We start from the raw sequence: 18,238 nt of genomic DNA, 5'->3' as shown, positions 1-18,238 counted from the left end.
GTTGGAACTTCATAGTGTTTCGGTGGTCATAGCGTGAGGGAAACGCCCGGTTACATTCCGAACCCGGAAGCTAAGCCTTACAGCGCCGATGGTACTGCAGGGGGGACCCTGTGGGAGAGTAGGACACCGCCGAACAAAATTTGAGAAAACCCCCGTACCGATAACCGGTACGGGGGTTTTCTGCGTTCAGCTACGGTGGCAGGCATGAACTACAAGGTCCGTTCCATACGTGCCGACGAATGGCCCGCGGTGAAGGCCCTGCGGCTTCTCTCCTTGCAGGATCCCGTGGCGCATCTCGCCTTCCTGGAGACCTACGAGCAGGCCGCAGCGCATCCCGACTCCTTCTGGCGGGAGCGGGCCGCTTCGAGCGCCGACGGAGCGTCGGGTGCGCAGCAGATCATTGCTGAGGGGCCGGACGGGGAGTGGGTGGGGACGCTGACCGTGCTGATGGAGGAGGCCGGGGTGACGGACTGGGCCGGGTTTCCCGTCGAGCGCAGGCAGGGGCATGTGGTCGCGGTGTTCGTGCGGTCTGATCACCGTGGCATCGGGCTGACCGAGGTGCTCTTCGACGCCGGCCTGGAGTGGGCATGGGCGCAGGGTGCCGAGCGGGTGCGGCTCATTGTGCATGAGGACAATGAGCGGGCTCAGCGGCTGTACCGGAAGGTGGGGTTTGTGCCGACCGGGGTGACTGTGCCGTTGGCGCAGGCCAACGGGGAGTGGGAGCTGGAGTTCGCGATCGAGCGTGAGTGATGTCAGACGGCGCGCGGTGACGTCAGACCGGGAGTTCGTCGTGCGGCCAGCGGGTGCGGGCCTGTTCCCGGGAGCGGAGCAGGGCCAGGGTGGGCAGGCCCCGGTCCGCTCCGGTGGCCAGTAGCTCCGGGAGCTGGGGGAGTGGAGCCACGGCGGCGACGTCGTCGAGGACGAGCGTCAGTGGTGGGTCGAGGCGACCGGAGGATGACCGTTCGGCCATGCGCCGGCCGCGCTCGACCACGCTGGAGACGAGGGCCGTCAGGAAGGGCATCGCGCCGGGACTGGTCCTGGGGTCCTCGATGGATTCACCCACCACATAAAGCGTGCCCCCTTCGTCGACGAAGGAATCCAGGGCGAGAGCGTCGCTTCGGTTGGGTGTGCAGGTCTCACGCACGTTGATCGTGGAGAGGGCGGAGAGGGCCCTGGTGGTCAACTCCTGTGCCATGTCCCTGCGTTCGGGATGCGCCGTGAGGGTTGCCTCCAGTTCGCCGGCGGCTCCCGGGGCTGCCTTCGGGTTCGTACGGAGAGTTCGTACGGCGTCCTGGATCTGCATGCCCTGTGACCAGCGGTGGACGTGGCGGATGGTGCGGCCGTCGATGGCGGCGGCATGCAGATAGCTTCGGAGGAGTGTTTCGGCGGTGTCGGCCACGGCCTGGTCGATCTTCGCGGTCGGCCGGACCGGCCCGAGCAGGGCCGCGGCTCTCGCGACCGCCGTCGCCTTGTCCTCGCAGCCGGCCGTGGGTGACCAGTGGAGGCGGGCCGGGGTGTCGCAGAGGTGCGTGGGGTCGTAGAGGAGAACGGGGCCGAGTTTGGCTCGGGGGTCTTTTGTGTCCTGCCAGACGGAAGGGTTGGACGTGACGACCAGGGTGGGGCCTGTCGCGTCTCGTACGGCTTGGGTTGCGGTGGTCTGGCGGGTTTCCCTGGGGGCCACGACGATCTTTTCCCATCCGCCCACCCGGTCACCGTTGGCCGAGAAGGGTGCAGATTCCACCGGTGGCGCCATTTCGCGCGGTACCACCGCTGGCTCAGGCAGCGACTTCGGCTCGGGTTCCGCGCGCGGCATCGGGACCTCCTGAACCGTGGGTTCCGGCACCGGTGCCGTCCGTTCCATTCGTCTGTTTGCCCGTACCACCCGCCATCTCGCCACCGTGCCCATCACGAACACCGTGAGGACGACCACGATCATCAGCTGGCCGATGAACAGGCCCCAGAAGAGGCCGTAGCCGGAGAGTTGGGCGGCGGGAGTGTCGGGCCAGGCGCCGGTGATGTCGTGAGGATGGGCGATGAGGTGGCGCATGGCGAGGGGGGTGCGGGTGAAGGTCACCGCTTCCGGCCAGGCGCCGTGGGAGAACACGCCGGCCAGGCCCGCCGCTGTCCAGATCAGCAGGGTCACGCCGAGGAGGAACGCGAGTATGCCGATCAGCAGGCCGTCGGGGATGCCGCCCTGGGCGTCCTGATGGCGGTTGCGGTCGTCGTGTCTCATTTCACGCTCTTCTCACGCCGTTACGCCACCGTCGACTCCGAAGAGCCGTCCAGGTCACCCAGGTGTTGTTCCACGAAGGCCGCCGCTCGTTCCTCCGCCTCCAGCTCGGCGGCGCGCAGGGCGTCGTCCGTGAGGTCGGTGGCGGACTCGGTCATCGCGCGGTCGGTGAAGACGAGGGGCCGTTCCGTCTCGGTGACCAGGTGTTTGACGACCTGGACATTGCCGTTGACGTCCCACACCGCGATGCCGGGAGTGAGCGTCGGGATGATCTCGACGGCCCACCTCGGCAGACCCAGTACCCGGCCTGTCGCCCTCGCCTCATCGGCCTTCTGGGCATAGATCGTCCGTGTCGATGCCATCTTGAGGATCGCCGCCGCCTCCTTCGCCGCCGCCCCGTCCACCACGTCGGAGAGGTGGTGGACCACGGCCACGAAGGACAGGCCCAGCCGTCGGCCGAACTTGAGCAGGCGCTGGAAGAGCTGGGCCACGAAGGGGCTGGCGATGATGTGCCAGGCCTCTTCGACCAGGAAGATGCGCTTCTTCCGGTCGGGACGGATCCAGGTGTGCTCCAGCCAGACGCCGACGATCGCCATGAGGATCGGCATGGCGATGGAGTTGCGGTCGATGTGGGACAGGTCGAAGACGATCAGCGGGGCGTCCAGGTCGATGCCGACCGTCGTCGGGCCGTCGAACATGCCGCGCAGGTCACCGTCGACGAGGCGGTCCAGCACCAGCGCCACGTCCAGGCCCCACGCCCGTACGTCGTCTATGTCGACGTTCATCGCCTCGGCCGACTCCGGCTCGGGGTGTCGTAGCTGCTCGACGATGTCGGTGAGGACGGGCTGGCGTTCGACGATCGTCTCGTTGACGTAGGCGTGGGCGACCTTGAGGGCGAAGCCGGAGCGTTCGTCCAGGCCGTGGCCCATCGCGACCTCGATGATCGTGCGCAGGAGCGCGAGCTGGCCCGTGGTGGTGATCGCGGGGTCCAGGGGGTTGAGGCGGATGCCGTGGTCCAGGGCCGCCATCGGGTCCAGCCGGATAGGAGTTATCCCCAGCTCCTGCGCGATCAGGTTCCATTCGCCGACTCCGTCCTCGCCCTGGGCGTCGAGGACGACGACCTGGCGGTCGCGGAAGCGCAGTTGTCGTAGGACGTACGTCTTCTCCAGGGCCGACTTGCCGTTGCCGGACTCGCCGAGGACCAGCCAGTGGGGGGCGGGGAGCTGTTGGCCGTAGAGCTGGAAGGGGTCGTAGATGTAGCCCTTGCCGGAGTAGACCTCGCGGCCGATGATCACGCCGGAGTCGCCGAGGCCGGGGGCGGCGGTGGGGAGGTAGACGGCCTGGGCCTGGCCCGTGGAGGTGCGCACCGGGAGGCGGGTCGTCTCGACCTTGCCGAAGAGGAAGGACGTGAAGGCGTCGGTGAGGACGGACAGCGGATCCCGCATCAGGTCCTACCTCCGGATGCCGGTGGCGAAGGGCAGTGTGTTGACGAAGGCGCGATGGTGCTCGCGGTCGCACCACTCGATCTTCAGGTACGACTTCCCGGCCGAGGCTCTTATGGTCCGCTTGTCGCGCGCCAGGGCTTCCGGATTGCGGGAGGAGACGGTGATGTAGCCGACCAGGTTGACCCCGGCCGCGCCGCTCGCGAGGTCCTCTCCCCGTTGGTCGAGACGGTTGTGGGAGGCGATGTCGCGCGGGTCGACAGTGCGGTTCATCTTGGCCTGGCGGGACGCCTCGGCCTCGTCGTTCGTCTTTTCGGTCAGCATGCGTTCAATGGCTACCTCGGTGGGCTCGAGGTCCATCGTCACGGCGACCGTTCGGATGACGTCCGGGGTGTGGACGAGGAGCGGGGCGAGGAAGTTGACGCCGACCGGGGTCATCGGCCACTCCTTCACCCAGGCCGTGGCGTGGCACCAGGGCGCACGGGTGGAGGACTCGCGGGTCTTCGCCTGCAGGTACGTCGGCTCCATCGCGTCCAGCTCGGCCGGCCAGGCGTTGCGCTTCGTCATCGCCTGGATGTGGTCGATGGGGTGGTCCGGGTCGTACATGGAGTGGATGAGCGAGGCGAGACGGCCCTGGCCCAGCGGCTGTCGTACGCGGATGTCGGCTTCCTGGAGCCGGGAGCAGATGTCGGTCAGCTCACGGGCCATGACGACCGCGAGGCCCGCGTCCCGGTCCGCCTTGCCGCCGTGCGGGCGTGCCGCGCGTGCCATGGCGTTCGCCTCGGCGGCGAGTTCGCGGGAGTAGTGCATACAGGCGACGAGGTAGGCGCGGTGCTGCTCGCTGCTCGTCGACACCATCGACTGGAGCTGGTCGTACGACTGTGCCAGCCAGCCCGGTGCACGGTCGTCGCCGCGTACGGCGACGTCCTTGGCGTGCGCGTCGGGGTCGGCGGGGAGGGTGCGGGCGAGCATCTGGAGCCGGGTGACGAATCCGTCGCCGTTCGCCACGTGCTTCAGCAGGGTGCCGAAGCGGTCGACCAGGGCTTCCTGGTCCTCGCTGTCGCGCAGGCCGACGCCGGGGCCCTCGATCTCGATGGCGGCGGTGACGGTCTTGCGGTCCGCGTGCAGCAGTACGGCGATCTCGTCGGGGCCGAACGGAGCGGCCAGCCAGGTGATACGGCCGATGCCCGGCGGCGGGCCCACCTCGATCTCACGGCCGTCGAGCCGGATGCCGGCCTCCATGGCGCTGGAGCGGTACACGGTGCCCTGCTTGAGGGTGCGCTTGTAGGTGCGGTTGATCTCGTACCACTTGTAGAACGTCCGGCGCTTGAACGGCACGTAGACCGCGGCCAGCGCGAGCATCGGGAAGCCCATCAGCAGCACGATGCGCAGGGACAGGACGGGGACGAGGAGGCCGCACATCATGCCGAGGAACGCGCCCGCGATGATCAGCGCGATCTCACCGGTCTCACGATTCCGGCCGACGATCGCGTTCGGCCGGGCGCGGCCGATCAGATATGTACGGCGGGGCGTGACCGGATGGGACAGGTGGGACTCGGTCGTCAACGCCCTTCACCTCCCGTGCGGTTGGTACTGCTGTTGCGGGTGTTGCTGGCGTGAGGTGTGTTGACGTTGCTGCCCGAACGGGGGGCGGGTGCGGCGGAGGGGACGGATCCGCCGCCGTTCGAGTTGCGCGTGCTGTGCGCGGCGACGCCGCCGGAGGCGGGGTTCGCGGGGCGGGGGGTGTTGGCCTGGTTGCCGCCGCCGCCGTTGTTGTCGGCCCTTGAGCTGTGCGTCTTGATGCCCTGCGCGACCAGGGTCGCCGGGGAGCTGATGACCGCGGCGGCCTTGCCTTCGGCGCCCTGCATGATGCGGTTGTTGCGGGAGCCGGCGATCTCGTCGCCGAAGCCGGGGACGAAGCGGTAGATCATCGCCGACGCGAAGATGGCCAGCAGGATGATGGCGAGGCCGGAGACGACGGCGGAGAAGGCGTCGGGGCCGTCGTCGGTGGACAGCGCGCCGGCGAGGCCGAGCACGATCACGATCACCGGCTTCACCAGGATCACCGCGATCATGATCCCGGCCCAGCGGCGGACGTGACCCCACAGGTTCTTGTCGACCAGGCCGGCGTAGACGACGGTGCCGAGGAGGGCGCCGACGTAGAGCAGGGCGGCTCTGATGACCAGCTCCAGCCATAGGACGCCGGCGGCGAGGATGGACACGAGCGAGACGACGATCAGCATGATCGGGCCGCCGCCGATGTCCTCGCCCTTCTCCAGGGCGCCGGAGAAGGTGCCGAAGAAGGTGTCCGTCTGATCGCCGGTGGCCTTTGCGAGGACGTCGGTGACGCCGTCCGTCGCCGATACGACCGTGTACAGGATCAGGGGCGTGAAGGCGGACGCCAGCACGGTGAGCCACAGGAAGCCGATGGCTTCGCCGATCGCCGTGGAGAGGGGGACGCCCCGCACGGCTCGCTTGGCCACGGCCAGCAGCCAGAGGAGCAGAGTGAGGATCGTCGACGCCGCGAAGACGACGGCGTACTGCTGGAGGAACTTGGCGTTGGTGAAGTCGACGTTCGCTGTGTCCTGTACGGCGTCGCTGAGCTTGTTGACGGTCCAGGCGGCGGCGTCGGCGCAGCCCTTGGCCAGGGAGGAGAGGGGGTCGAGGGTGGAGGTGGGGTCGTTGAGGGTGGAGCCGCCGCCGGTGCCGCCGCCGGAGTCGCCTTCGCAGATCTGCCTGGCCTGGCCCGACAGGAGGTCGCAGTTGTTGGCGGACGGTGTGGGGGTCGGTGTGGGCGTCGGTGCCGCTGCGGCGCGGGTTGCCAGCAGTACTGCGGCGGTCTGTACGGCGGCGACTGCGGCGGCGACCTCGAGTGCGAGGCGCGGCTTACCGGGCATAGGTGAAGCCTCCGTACTCCTGGACGGCCTTGGCCATCTCGTCGGCGCTGGACGCCTTGTCGTCGCCGGGAACGGGCGTGGGCCCGTCCTTCTGGGAGAAGCTGTCGACCTTCCAGTCACTGTCCGCCCAGCGCAGCTGGAGTGTCATGGTGAACCAGTCGCTGGTAACCGGGGTGGTCGAGCGTTCCCCTGCGGTGCCGAATACGCCCGTGCACCAGACCTCCACAGTTGCCGTGGTGTCCGCGTAGCTCGTGACCTTGGTGCCGATCGGCATGGTGCGCGAGACGTAGGTGTTGCCTTCGCTCGGGTTGCCGTTTTCGTCCAAACCGACGTTTCTGAGGAACTCCTGGGAGTACGCCCTGTTGAACTTGTCCGTCAGCGTGGCCTGCTGGTCGGCGACGAACACCTGCCGGACGATCTCAGCGCGGCGGGCGGGCTTGAGGATGTCGGCTGAGACCAGCGTCACCGCATAGTTGGCCGCCGCGCTCTCCGCCCCCTGCAGATCATGTGCGAACCCTGACGGAATCCCGCCCACCTCGGTCTGGACCGGGCGTACACCGCTCGCCGCCGTACTGGCCGCCTCCGGCTTGTCCGCGCTTCCTCCGCCACCCGAAGAGGAATCGTCCCCTCCGCGGTTGGCAAAAGCGATCGCGGCAATCAGCAGAACAACCACCCCGACCACCGTGACCAGGCTCCGTGAGGAGGAGCGTGGGCCGCGCCTCGCGCCGCCGTACACGTCGCCGCTGCCGTCCCCTTCGGGCAGCCGCGTGCGGGTGTGCCCCGTGCCGCCGTAACCCCCGGAGGGCTCGTGCTCGTCTCCGAGACTCATGCGCCGTACGCCCCCTCGAAGTCATAGCGGACCGCGTAGATGTACGACGGTAGCCGTGCTGGTTCCCGCACGGGCGCGGTGTGGTGACTCGACATCAGGGACATCAGGGAAACGCAACCTCAGCCGGGGGCACGACGGGCGGGTGGGGTAGGGGGGAGGGGGACCGGACCGGCGCCCGGAGGGGCAGGTCGCTAGACGGCCATGCCGTACACGATGGTGAAGAGTGTGCCGAGTGAGCCGATGATGAAGACTCCGGTGAGGCCGGCGACGATGAGGCCCTTGCCCTGTTCCGCGCTGAAGGTGTCGCGCAGCGCTGTCGCGCCGATGCGCTGCTTCGCGGCGCCCCAGATGGCGATGCCGAGGCAGAGCAGGATGGCGACCGCCATGACGACCTGGATCATCGTCTTCGCTTCGGCCCCCAGTGCCCCGAACGGGCCCCAGTCCGGAGCGATCCCGCCGATGATGGTGTTGATGTCTCCCTTGTCGGCCGCAAAGAGCATGTAAGTCACCGCCCCTGTTGGGTAGTTCCGCATCCCCTGCGGTGCGCAGAGGTCAGGCCTCATTCTCGCCGACAATTCCGCTGTCGTATGTCGACTTGGCGTCATTGATGGGCGGGATTCGTACAAATAGCTCGTACGGTCACTCTGTGTATCACGGCAGATTACGCCGGGCAATGAGGCCTGGGCGGAACCTTCGTGTGGCTCCGTCGTTGACCTCTCTTGCGATCACGCGCGGAAGGATGTTCTCCGGGTGAAGGCTATCCTCCGCCGGCCCGGGCGTACGAACGGGCCGCGGCTGAGCAGCCGCGGCCTGACGGTGAGGTGACGTGCCGTCAGCGGGGCTTGAGGCCGTGCAGCATGTGGTGGACCAGCTCGTCGACGCCGTCGAGGGCGCCTTCCGGGGTGAGCAGGCCGGCGGCCGTCATGGAGGCGAGTCCGTGGAGCGCGGCGCCTGTGAAGAGCGTGAGGTGCTCGGGGTCCGCCGCGATGATCTCGCCGCGCTGCTGGGCGTCGGCGAGGACGCGTGCCAGTGAACCGATCGTGCGGTCGACGCCGGCGGACATCTGCTCGGCGGCGTCCGGTTCGTGCTTGCGGGCGTACATCAGCTCCAGCAGGGCGGCGTTGCCGATGGAGAACTGGAGATAGGCGCGGGCGAGCTCGGTGAGCCGGGGCTGGAGCGGCTGCGCGGGGTCGTCGGCGGTGTTCAGGGCCTGGGCGAGCCGCTCGTATCCGCTGAGTGCGAGGGCGTTGAGCAGGGCCTGCTTGTCCTTGAAGTGCCGGCCGGGGGCCGCGTGGCTGACGCCGATCTCGCGGGCCAGTTCGCGCAGGGACAGCTCGGCGACGCCCTTCTCCCGCAGCGTGCGCTCGGCGGTGGCGAGCAGGGCGGAGCGGAGGTCTCCGTGGTGGTAAGGGCGGCTGGCTGCGGGCATGGGGCTCATCGTAACTCGATGTAGGCGACGTCAGCTTTGTTGGCGATGCCATCTTTGTTGACATTGACAGCATTGTGGGCACCGCCTACATTCGAGGCATGGCTGAGAAGAAGAGCGAGCAGACCCACAAGTGGAACGTCACGCACCTCCCCGACCTCACCGGCCGCACCGTCGTCGTCACCGGTGCCAACAGCGGCATCGGGCTGACCGCGGCGGACGCGCTGGCCCGCGTGGGGGCGCATGTGGTGTTCGCCGTACGGGACCTGGAGCGCGGGCGGGCGGCAGCGGCGACCGTGTCCGGGAGTACGGAGGTGCGGCGGCTGGACCTGGCCGATCTGCAGTCCGTACGCGACTTCGCGGACGGATGGCGGGACCCGATCCACGTCCTGATCAACAACGCGGGCGTGATGATGCTGCCGCGGCAGCGGACCCGGGACGGCTTCGAGACGCAGTTCGGCACGAACCATCTGGGCCACTTCGCCCTGACGAACCTGCTGCTGCCGTATGTCCAGGACCGGGTGGTGACGCTGTCGTCGGGCGCGCACCGCTGGGGAGCGGTGACCATCGCCTTCGACGACCTGAATCTGACGGCCGGGTACACGCCGCGCCGGGCCTACGCCCAGTCCAAGCTGGCGAACCTGCTCTTCACACTGGAACTGCAGCGGCGGCTGACGGAGTCGGGTTCGTCGGTACGGGCGTACGCGGCCCACCCCGGGTACGCGGCGACCAACCTCCAGAGCCACGCGGCGAACCCGATCGCCCGCGCCGGGATGGCGTTGGGCAACAGGTTCTTCGCCCAGGACGACCGCGCGGGCGCCCTGCCCACGCTGTACGCGGCGACGCAGGAACTGCCGGGTGCGAGCTACGTCGGACCGGACGGTCTGGGCGAGATGCGCGGCACGCCGACGCTGGTGGGCCGTACACAGGCGGCGAGCGATCCGGCGGAGGCCCGCCGCCTGTGGACGGTGTCGGAGGAACTGACCGGAGTGACCTGGCCGTTGAGGCAGCCGGCCGCCCAGCGATAGGGGGACCGACCGCTACGCCGTCACCCCTCCGGCTGCGTCACGGTCAGCGCCCACCGAAGGGTGTCCGCCGAGGCGTCCACACCCACACCGAAAGACCCCGTAACCACGCCGGCGGGCAGGGTCACCGAACCCACCCCCGCCGTCCCGGCAGGACAGTCGACCGAGAACGCGGCGACCTGCACGTCCTGCGACTCCATCGTCACCCGCACGCTGCCGCCGCCCTCGCAGGCCACCGTGAGCACGGTCGGCAGCCCCCGCCACGCGCCTCCCGACACGACACCGCCGTCCCCCGTCCGCTCGTCCACCCACACCAGGCCCTCCGGACCGGGATGGGGCAGCAGGCCGTCGTTCGACGCGGCGGCCGGACCCGCCCCCACCCCCGTCAGCCCGAAGGCCGCCAGCGCCGTCACGGCCAGAGCACGACTCGTCCGTCTCAACTTCGCTCCCCTGTCGATGTATTGCGGAACGCACAGTGTGTTGCGGAACCCACAGTCTGCCGGGACGCGTGGTGTCGTACATGAGTATGGGTGCTCATGGGAGGTGGTCGGCCGATGCCGGTGTCGGTGCCGAGTCTGCTCGGGGTCTTCGCTCATCCGGACGACGAGTCGCTGTTCTCCGGTGGAGCGCTCGCCCGGCATGCCGCCGCGGGCGCCCGGACCGCCGTCGTGACGGCGACCTGGGCCGAGGGCACCCGGCGCGGTGCGGAACTCGCCGAGGCGCTGGGGATCCTGGGTGCCGGTGGGCCGCGGATGCTCGGCTATGCCGACGCCCGGGTGCCGGCGTCCGCTCCTGGCCGGGCGCGGCTGTGCGACGCGCCGCTCGACGAGGCGGTGGGGCGGCTGGTGGCGCATGTCCGGCAGTTCCGCCCGGAGATCGTGGTCACCCACGATGCGTACGGCGGGGTGACCGGTCACCCGGACCATGTGCACACCCACCGGGTGACCACGCTCGCGGTCCAGGCGGCCGGGCTGGAGCGGCTCTACCCGGAGGCCGGTGAACCCTGGCGGCCGAGCGCCCTCTACCTGGCCACGCACCCGGACTCGGCAGCCGGGGCGCTCAGCGAGTTCGCGCATGTCGGCAAGGCCATGAAGACGGTCCCCGACGAGCTGATCACTGCGACCGTCGACGTGAGCCCCTGGCTGGAGCGGAAGTGGGCCGCCGTACTGGCCCATCGCAGTGAGGTGGAGAGGGGCGCCGCCCCGGGCCTGCTCGCCGGTTTCCCGGCGGCCGTCCGGGAACGGTTCCTGTCCACCGAGTGGTACATCCGCCACGACACCGTCTCCAGCGCGCCCGCCCAGACGGAACTGACGGCCTGAGGACGGGCGGCCCGGCCGGCTATTCGCACACCCCGCTCTCCAGCCTCCGTTTCAGATTCCGGTAACTGATCGGCGTCCCCTTCGCGGCCTGCCTCCGCACCAGCGGCAGCAGCGGTACGCCGATGCCGTGCGGCTCGAAGTCGAGGGCGAAGGTGATGCGGGAGGCGGTGCCGTCGGCGACCGGCTCGACGGTGATGGTCATCGACGGGCGGAGCGGCCCGTCCAGGCCACGCGCGCTCCAGCGGGCCGGCTGCCGGGACTCGGTCACCTCCTGAGTGAACGTCCGCTCGACGCGCCGGACGCGCCGGGTCGTGGTGAACCGGCCGGGCGATCTCGATGCTGGATACGAGGGGTGCCGTGATGCGCCCTGTCAGCTCGCGAACATTCCGGCGGTCGCGTTGATCCAGGTGCCCGTGATGGCGGCAGCGGCGTCGGAGGCGAGGAACGTCGCCAGGGCGGCGATGTCCGCGATGCGCGGCGAGCGCTTCGTCATTCGCAGGCTGTCCAGGTGGGCGCGAATGCCGTCCACCGCTGCCTCGTCCATGGCCGGAGCGCCTGCCGCGGCGAGTTTCTGGGGGGTCAGGCTGTCGGTGACACCGGCCGTCCAGATCCCGCAGACACGGACGCCGGCCGGGCCGACCTCCTGGGCGAGCTGGCGGATCAGCGCGTCGATCGCGCCGTCGGCCGCGGCGGTGCCGCCCATCATCGGGCTGCCGTTGGCGGACCCGCTGTCCAGGGAGAGGATCACCCCCGAGCCCTGTGCGGCCATCCGGCGCGCCGCGGCCCGCGCGGTGATGAACTGGCAGGTGATCCCCTGAGTCACCGGACGCGTGTAGTCCTCGACCGACATCTCGGTCAGCGGTACGCCCTGGAAGTCGCCCCGCGGCACCAGGTTGACGGAGATGTCGATCCGCCCTGCCCGCTCGACGACCGACGTCGCATGGGACTCGACGGCTTCCTCGTCCCGCGCGTCGAGCACGTCGTACTCGGCACCGGCCTCGGCGGCGGCCTTCCGCAGCGTGTCCTCCGTACGGCCGGCGAGGAACACCCGCGCCCCCGCCTGTACGTATGCCTTCGCGACTCCCGCGCCGAGGGAGCCTGCTCCGCCGTAGACGACCGCGACCTTGTTCTTCAGCATGGTTCTTCGCCTCCGTGACTGGGGGCGCCAGGTGCGCCCGTCACTCCGTGGGACGTGCGGGCCGGCAAAACTCATCGCGGCAGCGCGACATCCTCAGAGCGCCATCAGAGCGCCATCAGAGCGTCATCGGCAGTCCGAACGCGGGGAACAGATGCGGTTCGAAGGTGGTGATCTGGGCGATACGGCCCTCTGCGACCCGCAGTACGTCGATGAGCTGCGCCCGGAACACGCTGGTCCCGGGCCGTTGCAGATAGCCGGCGACTGCCAACTGGCCGTTGGCCCGCACCGGCAGGACCCTCCAGTGCCCGGCGAACGTCGGCGACGCGGGATCGAGGTTCGGCCGTACGAAGGCGAACATCGCGTCCCGCGAGGTGAACCAGAACGGGTTCGGCGGCATGGTGAGCACGATGTCCTCGCGCACCAGCTCGACCATGGCGTCGATGTCGGTCCGGGCGAACGCGTCCAGGTAGCGCTCCAGCAGCGCCAGGTCCTCGGCGCCGGGAGCGGGGGCCGACCAGTCCTCGCGCCGCCCCGGCAACGCCTGCCGCAGCGCCGAACGGCCGCGCTGTACGGCGCTGTTGGCGGAGGGGACGCTGGTGTCCAGCAGCTCGGCGGTCTCCTGGGCCGACCATCCGGCGACGTCGCGCAGGATCACCGCGGCCCGTTGGCGTGGCGGGAGCTGCTGGATGGCGGTGAGAAAGACCAGTTCGAGCGTCTCGCTCGCCACGGCCTGCTCGTCGGGCTCGTGCTGCGGCGCGGGTGCCTCGGGCAGCTGATCGTCCGGGAACGGCTGCAGCCACGGCAGCCGCGGGGGTGGCGGGCCGTCTCCGGAGTCCATGCCGGGTACGGGTTCGTACGGCGCCGGGCGCCGGTTCTGCTTGCGCAGGAAGTCGAGGCAGGCGTTGGTGGCGATCTTGTACAGCCAGGCCCGCGGGTTCTCGACGCCGTCCAGCGTCTCGCGGGCCCGCCAGGCCCGCAGGAATGTCTCCTGGGTGAGGTCCTCGGCCTCGTCGTACGAGCCGAGCAGGCGGTAACAGTGGACGCGCAGCTCACGCCGGTGGGCCTCGATGAGGACGGTGAGGGTGTCGTCCTCGCCGGATTTCGTCACGTCGGCGGGTGTGACGTTTTCGGCGGCCTCGTGTGCCTCACGGGCGAGACGCCGCAGCTGGGCGAACCGGGGCGACAGGGCCTCTACGTCGGCCTGGAACGCGAGCGCGGGTTCCAGGCGCAGCCGGGTCAGTCGTTCCCCGATGTCCGACACCAGCTCCTGGGCGGGAACACCGGCCGGCCGCCGCCGCTCGCGGTAGGCACGCTGCCGGCACGCCTGCGAGCAGTACGACGCGGTCCGCCCCGGGCCGCCGGTGCTGTCGATCGTTCGCCCGCAGGCTTGGCAGCGCGCTGTCACGGGTCTACGCGTCTTCTACGAAGTGGTCGAACTCGCCCGCCTGCACGCCGAGCACGAAAGCGTCCCACTTGCGGCGGTTGGTCGTGACCACGTTGTCCGGGGCGCTGGTCTCGCGGATGTAGACGGGGGTATCGCCGTCGCCGTCGCCGTCGTCGCCTTCGCCGAACGCGATCTCGATCCAGGGGCCGGGTCCGGTGGCGTCGGGTGGGGCGGCGCGTTCCCAGGTGAGGTTCGGGGGGATGTCAGGCACGGGTTTCCTTCTTGAGTACGAGGAGGAGGGCGCCGAAGGCGGTGGGGGTGGCCGTGAGTATCGCGCGGGTGGGGTCGCTGCTTTCGGTGAGATGGATCGTTTCGGTGGCGGTGGCCACGTGGAGGCAGGAGGCGCCCTCGGAGCAGTACGACGACTTCTGCCAGCGCGGGGTCATGGGCATGTCCTTCACAGCTCTCGCATCACGTTGTGGACAAGGTCCTGAGTCTTCTCCGGGGCGAGCGCGACAGCCTCGATCCGGTCGAACAGCGTGCGGTACTTGTGCAACTGTGCCTCGGCGTCGAGGAAGGCGAGGCCGTGGGCCTGGTCGAGATAGACGGTGTCCAACTGCGGTACCGGGCCGCGCGCGTAGTGGATCGACTGGCCGGATCCCGGGAAGGCCCCGGCGTCGAAGGTGACGGCACGCAGGGTCACGTGGTCTCGGTCATTCATGTCGAGCAGGTGCTGCAACTGTTGGCGCGCAACCGCGGAGCCGCCGACCTTCATGCGCAGAGCCGCCTCGTGGATGATCGCCTCGTACGGTGTCGGTTCTTCCTCGCGGAAGAGGATCGCCTGGCGCTTGATGCGGAACGACAGGCGGTGTTCGATGTCGGGCGGCGAGAGTTCGGTGACCGCCTGACGGAAGATCTCGAGTGCGTACTCGCGTGTCTGGAGCAGTCCGGGAACGCGGGCCGTGGTGAAGTCGCGCAACGACCGGGCGTGGTGCTCCAGTTCGGCCAGATCGAGGAGCGGACGGGAGAGCAGTTCGCGGTACTCCTCCCACCAGCCGCGCTTGCGGTCGCCGGTCATCCCGGCGATCGCCTCGACGAGGGCCTTGTCCGGGCAGTCGTAGTGGCAGGCCAGTGTGCGTACGCGCTCGGCGCTCACACCGAGTCGGCCGGTTTCCATGTTGCTGACCTGCGCCTGCTTCATTCCGAGCAACTCCGCGGCCTGCGTTGAGGTCAGGCCTGCGCGCTCGCGCAGCTTGCGCAGCTCGGCGCCAAGCCGGAGTTGACGTCCCGTTGGGTTGGTCCTCACGGGCATCCCCGTCTCTCCCTGCACGCTGCCGTCACCTACACGGGTGAATGCTTTTAGTATCCCCGGGTTTGGGAGAAGAATATATCCGGAGCCCGCTACCTTCGTAGTGAGGCCCCAACTCCCCTCAGTGATCGGAGACTTCCATGTCCACCGTATCCCCGCCCTGGTCCTACACCCTCCACCTCCCGCACGATCCCCGCGCCCCGCGTATCGCCCGCGTCACCCTCCGTACCGTCCTCGCCGCCCACGGGCTCACCCATGTCATCCCCACCGCCGAACTCATGGCCTCCGAACTCCTCACCAACGCCCACCTCCACACCACCGGCCCCTACGCCCTCCGCGTCCGCCCGATGGAATCCGACCGCCTCCGGGTCGCCGTATGGGACACCGACCCCCGTGTCCCGCCCGGCTTCACGACCGACGGCGCCACCGTCGTCGTACCGCCGGACGATGCCGAATCCGGACGCGGCCTGCACCTCGTACGCGCGTGTGCCGACTCCGTCGGGGCCTCCGTGTTGCGGGAGCTCGGCGCGTCGAAGGGCGGGAAGCTGCTGTGGGCCGAGTGTCAGTGGCGTGACCTAACGTAGTGGGACGTGCTCGGAGCGTGGAGGAGGGGTGGCGTGGCCAAGGTTGAGCAGCGGCGCAGGAAGCCCGCACAGTACGGTGAATGTGACGTCGAGCGGGATGTCGGACCTCCCAGTGAACCCGCTCGTGCAGCCGTGGATGCCGCAGAGGTGGAAGGACGGAGGCAGCGAGCCATGTCCGTGTCACCAGGCGCCTGGATGTATCCGCGACCCCGTCCGGGGAACTTGCGCGAGATCGCCGAGAAGATTGAGGACGCGACGGGTCTGCGGGTGCAGATCGTGGGAGGAAAACTCGTGATGTCTCCGACCCCGCGTGGCAAACACGCGGGCGTGGTGCATTGGATTCGTCGGCAGCTCGACGGCGCTCTTCCCGAAGGGCTGGGAGCCTTCGAGATGTCCTCGATCGCCTTGCCGGAAGACCCCGACGACTACGTAACGCCGGACCTGATCATCCTGCCCATCGAGTGGGTGGAGGAGGATGACTGGCTAGCGGCCCCAGAGGATGCGGCGCTTGCCGTAGAGGTCATCTCCCCCTCCGAGAAGTCCCGCGAGATCCGCGACAAGGCCGACTGGTACGCCGTCGCCGGGGTCCCCGTCCTCCTCGTCATCGACCCCCGCAACGGCACCTGGGCCCTGCACACCCGTCCGGACAACGGCGCCTATCGCGACATATTGCCCGGCAAGTTCGGAGATTCCGTGCGGCTGCCCGAGCCGCTCGGTATCGAGGTCTCCACCGACGGCTTCCCGCTGTACGGCACTTCACCGCGCCGGAGCAGAGGGGACGAGGGTCGCGAGGGCGGCGTCTGACGTTTTTCTCACCTTGGTCGGACACAGTGGCCCTCGATGTCCTCGATGAAGCGCACTCCCCGTTCCGCTCTCCCTGTCGTCGTCGCTCTGCTCGCCCTCGCTTCCGCCTCCACGGCGGCCGCGAGTGACGGCTCGGGTCCCTTCGGTGTCACCGTCGTCGCCGCGCCCACCGCGCCCGTCGTGCGGGTCGGCGCGCTGATCGTGGGCGGTCGGCGTTTCTGTACCGCGTCCGTCGTGCACAGCCCGCGCCGCGATCTCGTCGCCACCGCGGCGCACTGCATGCGGGGGAGCGCCGTGGACGTCGGGTTCGCGCCGGGCTACCGGAACGGGCGTACTCCGTACGGCGTGTGGAAGGTCGGGCGCTGGTTCGTGTCCCGGGGGTGGGCCGACGGGCGGGACGAGGACAGTGATGTGGCGTTCGCGGTGGTGGAGCGTCGGGACGGGGAGGCCGTCGAGGATGCCGTCGGTGGAAACCGGTTCATGGCCGGTACGGCCACCGGGGCCACCGCCGTGACACTCACCGGGTATCCCAACTCCCGTGCAGTGCCGATCAGTTGTACCAACAAGCCGCGCCCTCACAGCCGTACGCAACAACGCATCGCATGCCCCGGCTTCAGTGGGGGGACGAGTGGGAGTCCGTGGGTGAACGGGGACGGGCAGGTCGTGGGGGTCCTCGGTGGGCACGAGGGGGGCGGGGCAACGGTTGATGTGTCGTACAGCGTGGTCTTCCGCGCGGAGGCGGCGGCGCTGTATCGCAAGGCTGCCGGTTGCGGCCCGTCCCAGATGGGAAGCTCCTAGACTGGCGCGGGCGGACACCCGGTGGGCGAGGGGCGGTTGACGGTGCGTAAGGCATGGATCGTGGCGGGTGCCGCGCTCGCGGCGGGGCTCAGCTTCGTGATGCTGCTCGTCGTGGGTGTCTACATCGTCGCCGGGAACCTCGCCAATGGCGTCGGCGGAGGCGCGAAGACGCTCGCCAAGGGGGCCGTGCCCGCCGCCTATCAGCCGCTCGTGCAGAAGTACGGCAACATGTGCCCCGCGATCAATCCCGCGCTGCTCGCCGCCCAGCTGTATCAGGAGAGCGGGTTCAATCCGAGCGCGCAGAGCGCGGCGGCGGCGCAGGGGATAGCGCAGTTCATCCCGGGGACCTGGGCCACGCACGGCGTCGACGGGGACGGGGACGGGGACCGGGATGTGTGGGATCCGAACGACGCGATCCCGTCGGCCGCTTCGTACGACTGCAAGCTCGCGTCGTATGTGAAGGACGTGCCGGGCGACGCGACGAAGAACATGCTCGCCGCCTACAACGCGGGGGCGTACGCGGTCATCAAGTACGGGGGCGTGCCGCCGTACTCGGAGACCCAGAACTACGTGAAGACCATCACGACCCTCGAGGACAGCTTCGCGGCGCCCGTCTCCCGGGTGGACCCCTCCAAGCAGGCCGCCGGCGCCATCGACTACGCCCAGAAGAAGCTCGGCACGCTCTATCTGTGGGGCGGCAACGGGACCGCCGACCAGGGAGGGCGGTTCGACTGCTCCGGGCTGACCAAGGCGGCGTACGAGAGCGTCGGGATCACGCTGCCCCGGGTCGCCAACGATCAGTACAACGCCGGGCCGCATCCCTCGCGGGCGGAGCTGCTGCCCGGGGACCTGGTGTTCTTCTCGGACGACCTCACCAATTCCCGGGCCATCCGGCACGTCGGGATCTATGTCGGCGGCGGGTACATGATCGACGCGCCCCGGCCGGGGGCCGTGATCCGGTTCGACCCGATCGACACCCCGGACTACTTCGGGGCGACGCGGGTCACCGAGGACGGTGGGAAGGCGCTGGCGCTGACGGGGCAGGGATGAGCG

Annotated in this window: 20 protein-coding genes, 1 rRNA gene and 1 pseudogene; 8 read left to right on the top strand and 14 right to left on the bottom strand. The window is 69.3% G+C overall.

Features of this window, described 5'->3' with window-relative positions:
• The first annotated feature begins 18 nt into the window (after positions 1–18).
• Positions 19–135: ribosomal RNA gene (gene rrf / locus QQY66_RS22515) — 5S ribosomal RNA — on the top strand.
• 69 nt (positions 136–204) lie between these two features.
• On the top strand, positions 205–750 hold the full coding sequence (locus QQY66_RS22510) for a GNAT family N-acetyltransferase (protein WP_301982147.1): 546 nt from the start codon (positions 205–207) through the stop codon (positions 748–750).
• Positions 751–772: 22 nt separating this feature from the next.
• Here the strand turns inward: QQY66_RS22510 and QQY66_RS22505 are convergent, their stop codons facing one another.
• The 7 genes from QQY66_RS22505 to QQY66_RS22475 all read right to left on the bottom strand — a co-directional run bounded on the left by QQY66_RS22505 (position 773) and on the right by QQY66_RS22475 (position 8,836).
• Positions 773–2,233 carry a type IV secretory system conjugative DNA transfer family protein gene (locus QQY66_RS22505; RefSeq protein WP_301982146.1) on the bottom strand — a complete coding sequence of 487 codons (1,461 nt, stop codon included), beginning with the start codon at positions 2,231–2,233 and terminating at the stop codon, positions 773–775.
• Between the two features lie 20 nt (positions 2,234–2,253).
• Positions 2,254–3,675 carry an ATP-binding protein gene (locus QQY66_RS22500; protein ID WP_301982145.1) on the bottom strand — a complete coding sequence of 474 codons (1,422 nt, stop codon included), beginning with the start codon at positions 3,673–3,675 and terminating at the stop codon, positions 2,254–2,256.
• A gap of 6 nt (positions 3,676–3,681) precedes the next feature.
• On the bottom strand, positions 3,682–5,238 hold the full coding sequence (locus QQY66_RS22495) for an SCO6880 family protein (protein WP_301982144.1): 1,557 nt from the start codon (positions 5,236–5,238) through the stop codon (positions 3,682–3,684).
• Positions 5,235–6,569, bottom strand: a complete 1,335-nt coding sequence (locus QQY66_RS22490) for a hypothetical protein (protein WP_301982143.1) — start codon at positions 6,567–6,569, stop codon at positions 5,235–5,237. The genes QQY66_RS22495 and QQY66_RS22490 overlap by 4 nt, the downstream gene beginning before the upstream one ends.
• Entirely contained in the window at positions 6,559–7,398 is an 840-nt protein-coding gene (locus QQY66_RS22485; RefSeq protein ID WP_301982142.1) for a hypothetical protein, read from the bottom strand. The genes QQY66_RS22490 and QQY66_RS22485 overlap by 11 nt, the downstream gene beginning before the upstream one ends.
• Positions 7,399–7,589: 191 nt before the next feature.
• Complete coding sequence (locus QQY66_RS22480) at positions 7,590–7,898, bottom strand: hypothetical protein (protein ID WP_210582519.1); 309 nt, start codon at positions 7,896–7,898, stop codon at positions 7,590–7,592.
• 332 nt (positions 7,899–8,230) lie between these two features.
• Entirely contained in the window at positions 8,231–8,836 is a 606-nt protein-coding gene (locus tag QQY66_RS22475; protein ID WP_301982141.1) for a TetR/AcrR family transcriptional regulator, read from the bottom strand.
• A gap of 89 nt (positions 8,837–8,925) precedes the next feature.
• Here QQY66_RS22475 and QQY66_RS22470 point away from each other — a divergent pair, with 89 nt between their 5' ends.
• A complete protein-coding gene (locus QQY66_RS22470; protein WP_301982140.1) occupies positions 8,926–9,852 on the top strand; it encodes an oxidoreductase in 927 nt (308 codons plus the stop codon).
• 20 nt (positions 9,853–9,872) lie between these two features.
• On the opposite strand, the gene QQY66_RS22465 is transcribed toward QQY66_RS22470, so the two are convergent.
• Positions 9,873–10,289 (bottom strand): hypothetical protein, encoded by a 417-nt coding sequence (locus QQY66_RS22465; protein WP_301982139.1) that lies wholly within the window; start codon positions 10,287–10,289, stop codon positions 9,873–9,875.
• Positions 10,290–10,409: 120 nt separating this feature from the next.
• Between QQY66_RS22465 and QQY66_RS22460 the strand changes: the two genes are divergently transcribed.
• Positions 10,410–11,168 (top strand): PIG-L family deacetylase, encoded by a 759-nt coding sequence (locus QQY66_RS22460; RefSeq protein WP_301987448.1) that lies wholly within the window; start codon positions 10,410–10,412, stop codon positions 11,166–11,168.
• A gap of 19 nt (positions 11,169–11,187) precedes the next feature.
• On the opposite strand, the pseudogene QQY66_RS22455 reads toward QQY66_RS22460, so the two are convergent.
• The 6 genes and pseudogenes from QQY66_RS22455 to QQY66_RS22430 all read right to left on the bottom strand — a co-directional run.
• Positions 11,188–11,484 (bottom strand): annotated as a pseudogene (locus QQY66_RS22455) (SRPBCC family protein); the annotation flags it as partial.
• A gap of 54 nt (positions 11,485–11,538) precedes the next feature.
• Positions 11,539–12,306: an SDR family NAD(P)-dependent oxidoreductase gene (locus tag QQY66_RS22450; RefSeq protein WP_301982138.1), complete on the bottom strand. Its 768-nt coding sequence runs from the start codon at positions 12,304–12,306 to the stop codon at positions 11,539–11,541.
• Between the two features lie 115 nt (positions 12,307–12,421).
• Positions 12,422–13,711 (bottom strand): RNA polymerase subunit sigma-70, encoded by a 1,290-nt coding sequence (locus QQY66_RS22445; protein WP_301982137.1) that lies wholly within the window; start codon positions 13,709–13,711, stop codon positions 12,422–12,424.
• Between the two features lie 4 nt (positions 13,712–13,715).
• Positions 13,716–13,961 carry a DUF397 domain-containing protein gene (locus QQY66_RS22440; protein ID WP_301982136.1) on the bottom strand — a complete coding sequence of 82 codons (246 nt, stop codon included), beginning with the start codon at positions 13,959–13,961 and terminating at the stop codon, positions 13,716–13,718.
• A complete protein-coding gene (locus QQY66_RS22435) occupies positions 13,954–14,136 on the bottom strand; it encodes a DUF397 domain-containing protein (RefSeq protein ID WP_301982135.1) in 183 nt (60 codons plus the stop codon). The genes QQY66_RS22440 and QQY66_RS22435 overlap by 8 nt, the downstream gene beginning before the upstream one ends.
• 11 nt (positions 14,137–14,147) lie before the next feature.
• Positions 14,148–15,002 (bottom strand): helix-turn-helix transcriptional regulator, encoded by an 855-nt coding sequence (locus QQY66_RS22430; RefSeq protein ID WP_301982134.1) that lies wholly within the window; start codon positions 15,000–15,002, stop codon positions 14,148–14,150.
• A 137-nt stretch (positions 15,003–15,139) separates the two neighbouring features.
• On the opposite strand from QQY66_RS22430, the gene QQY66_RS22425 reads away from it, so the two are divergent.
• The 4 genes from QQY66_RS22425 to QQY66_RS22410 all read left to right on the top strand — a co-directional run bounded on the left by QQY66_RS22425 (position 15,140) and on the right by QQY66_RS22410 (position 18,235).
• Complete coding sequence (locus QQY66_RS22425) at positions 15,140–15,583, top strand: ATP-binding protein (RefSeq protein WP_301982133.1); 444 nt, start codon at positions 15,140–15,142, stop codon at positions 15,581–15,583.
• Between the two features lie 171 nt (positions 15,584–15,754).
• Positions 15,755–16,387, top strand: a complete 633-nt coding sequence (locus QQY66_RS22420) for a Uma2 family endonuclease (protein ID WP_301982132.1) — start codon at positions 15,755–15,757, stop codon at positions 16,385–16,387.
• A gap of 45 nt (positions 16,388–16,432) precedes the next feature.
• Positions 16,433–17,185 (top strand): serine protease, encoded by a 753-nt coding sequence (locus tag QQY66_RS22415; protein WP_301982131.1) that lies wholly within the window; start codon positions 16,433–16,435, stop codon positions 17,183–17,185.
• 21 nt (positions 17,186–17,206) lie between these two features.
• Positions 17,207–18,235, top strand: a complete 1,029-nt coding sequence (locus QQY66_RS22410) for a bifunctional lytic transglycosylase/C40 family peptidase (protein WP_301982130.1) — start codon at positions 17,207–17,209, stop codon at positions 18,233–18,235.
• Positions 18,236–18,238 lie beyond the last annotated feature (3 nt).

It is taken from the genome of Streptomyces sp. DG2A-72, from assembly GCF_030499575.1.
Classification (GTDB): domain Bacteria; phylum Actinomycetota; class Actinomycetes; order Streptomycetales; family Streptomycetaceae; genus Streptomyces.
This window is presented reverse-complemented; position numbering and strand designations above follow the sequence as displayed.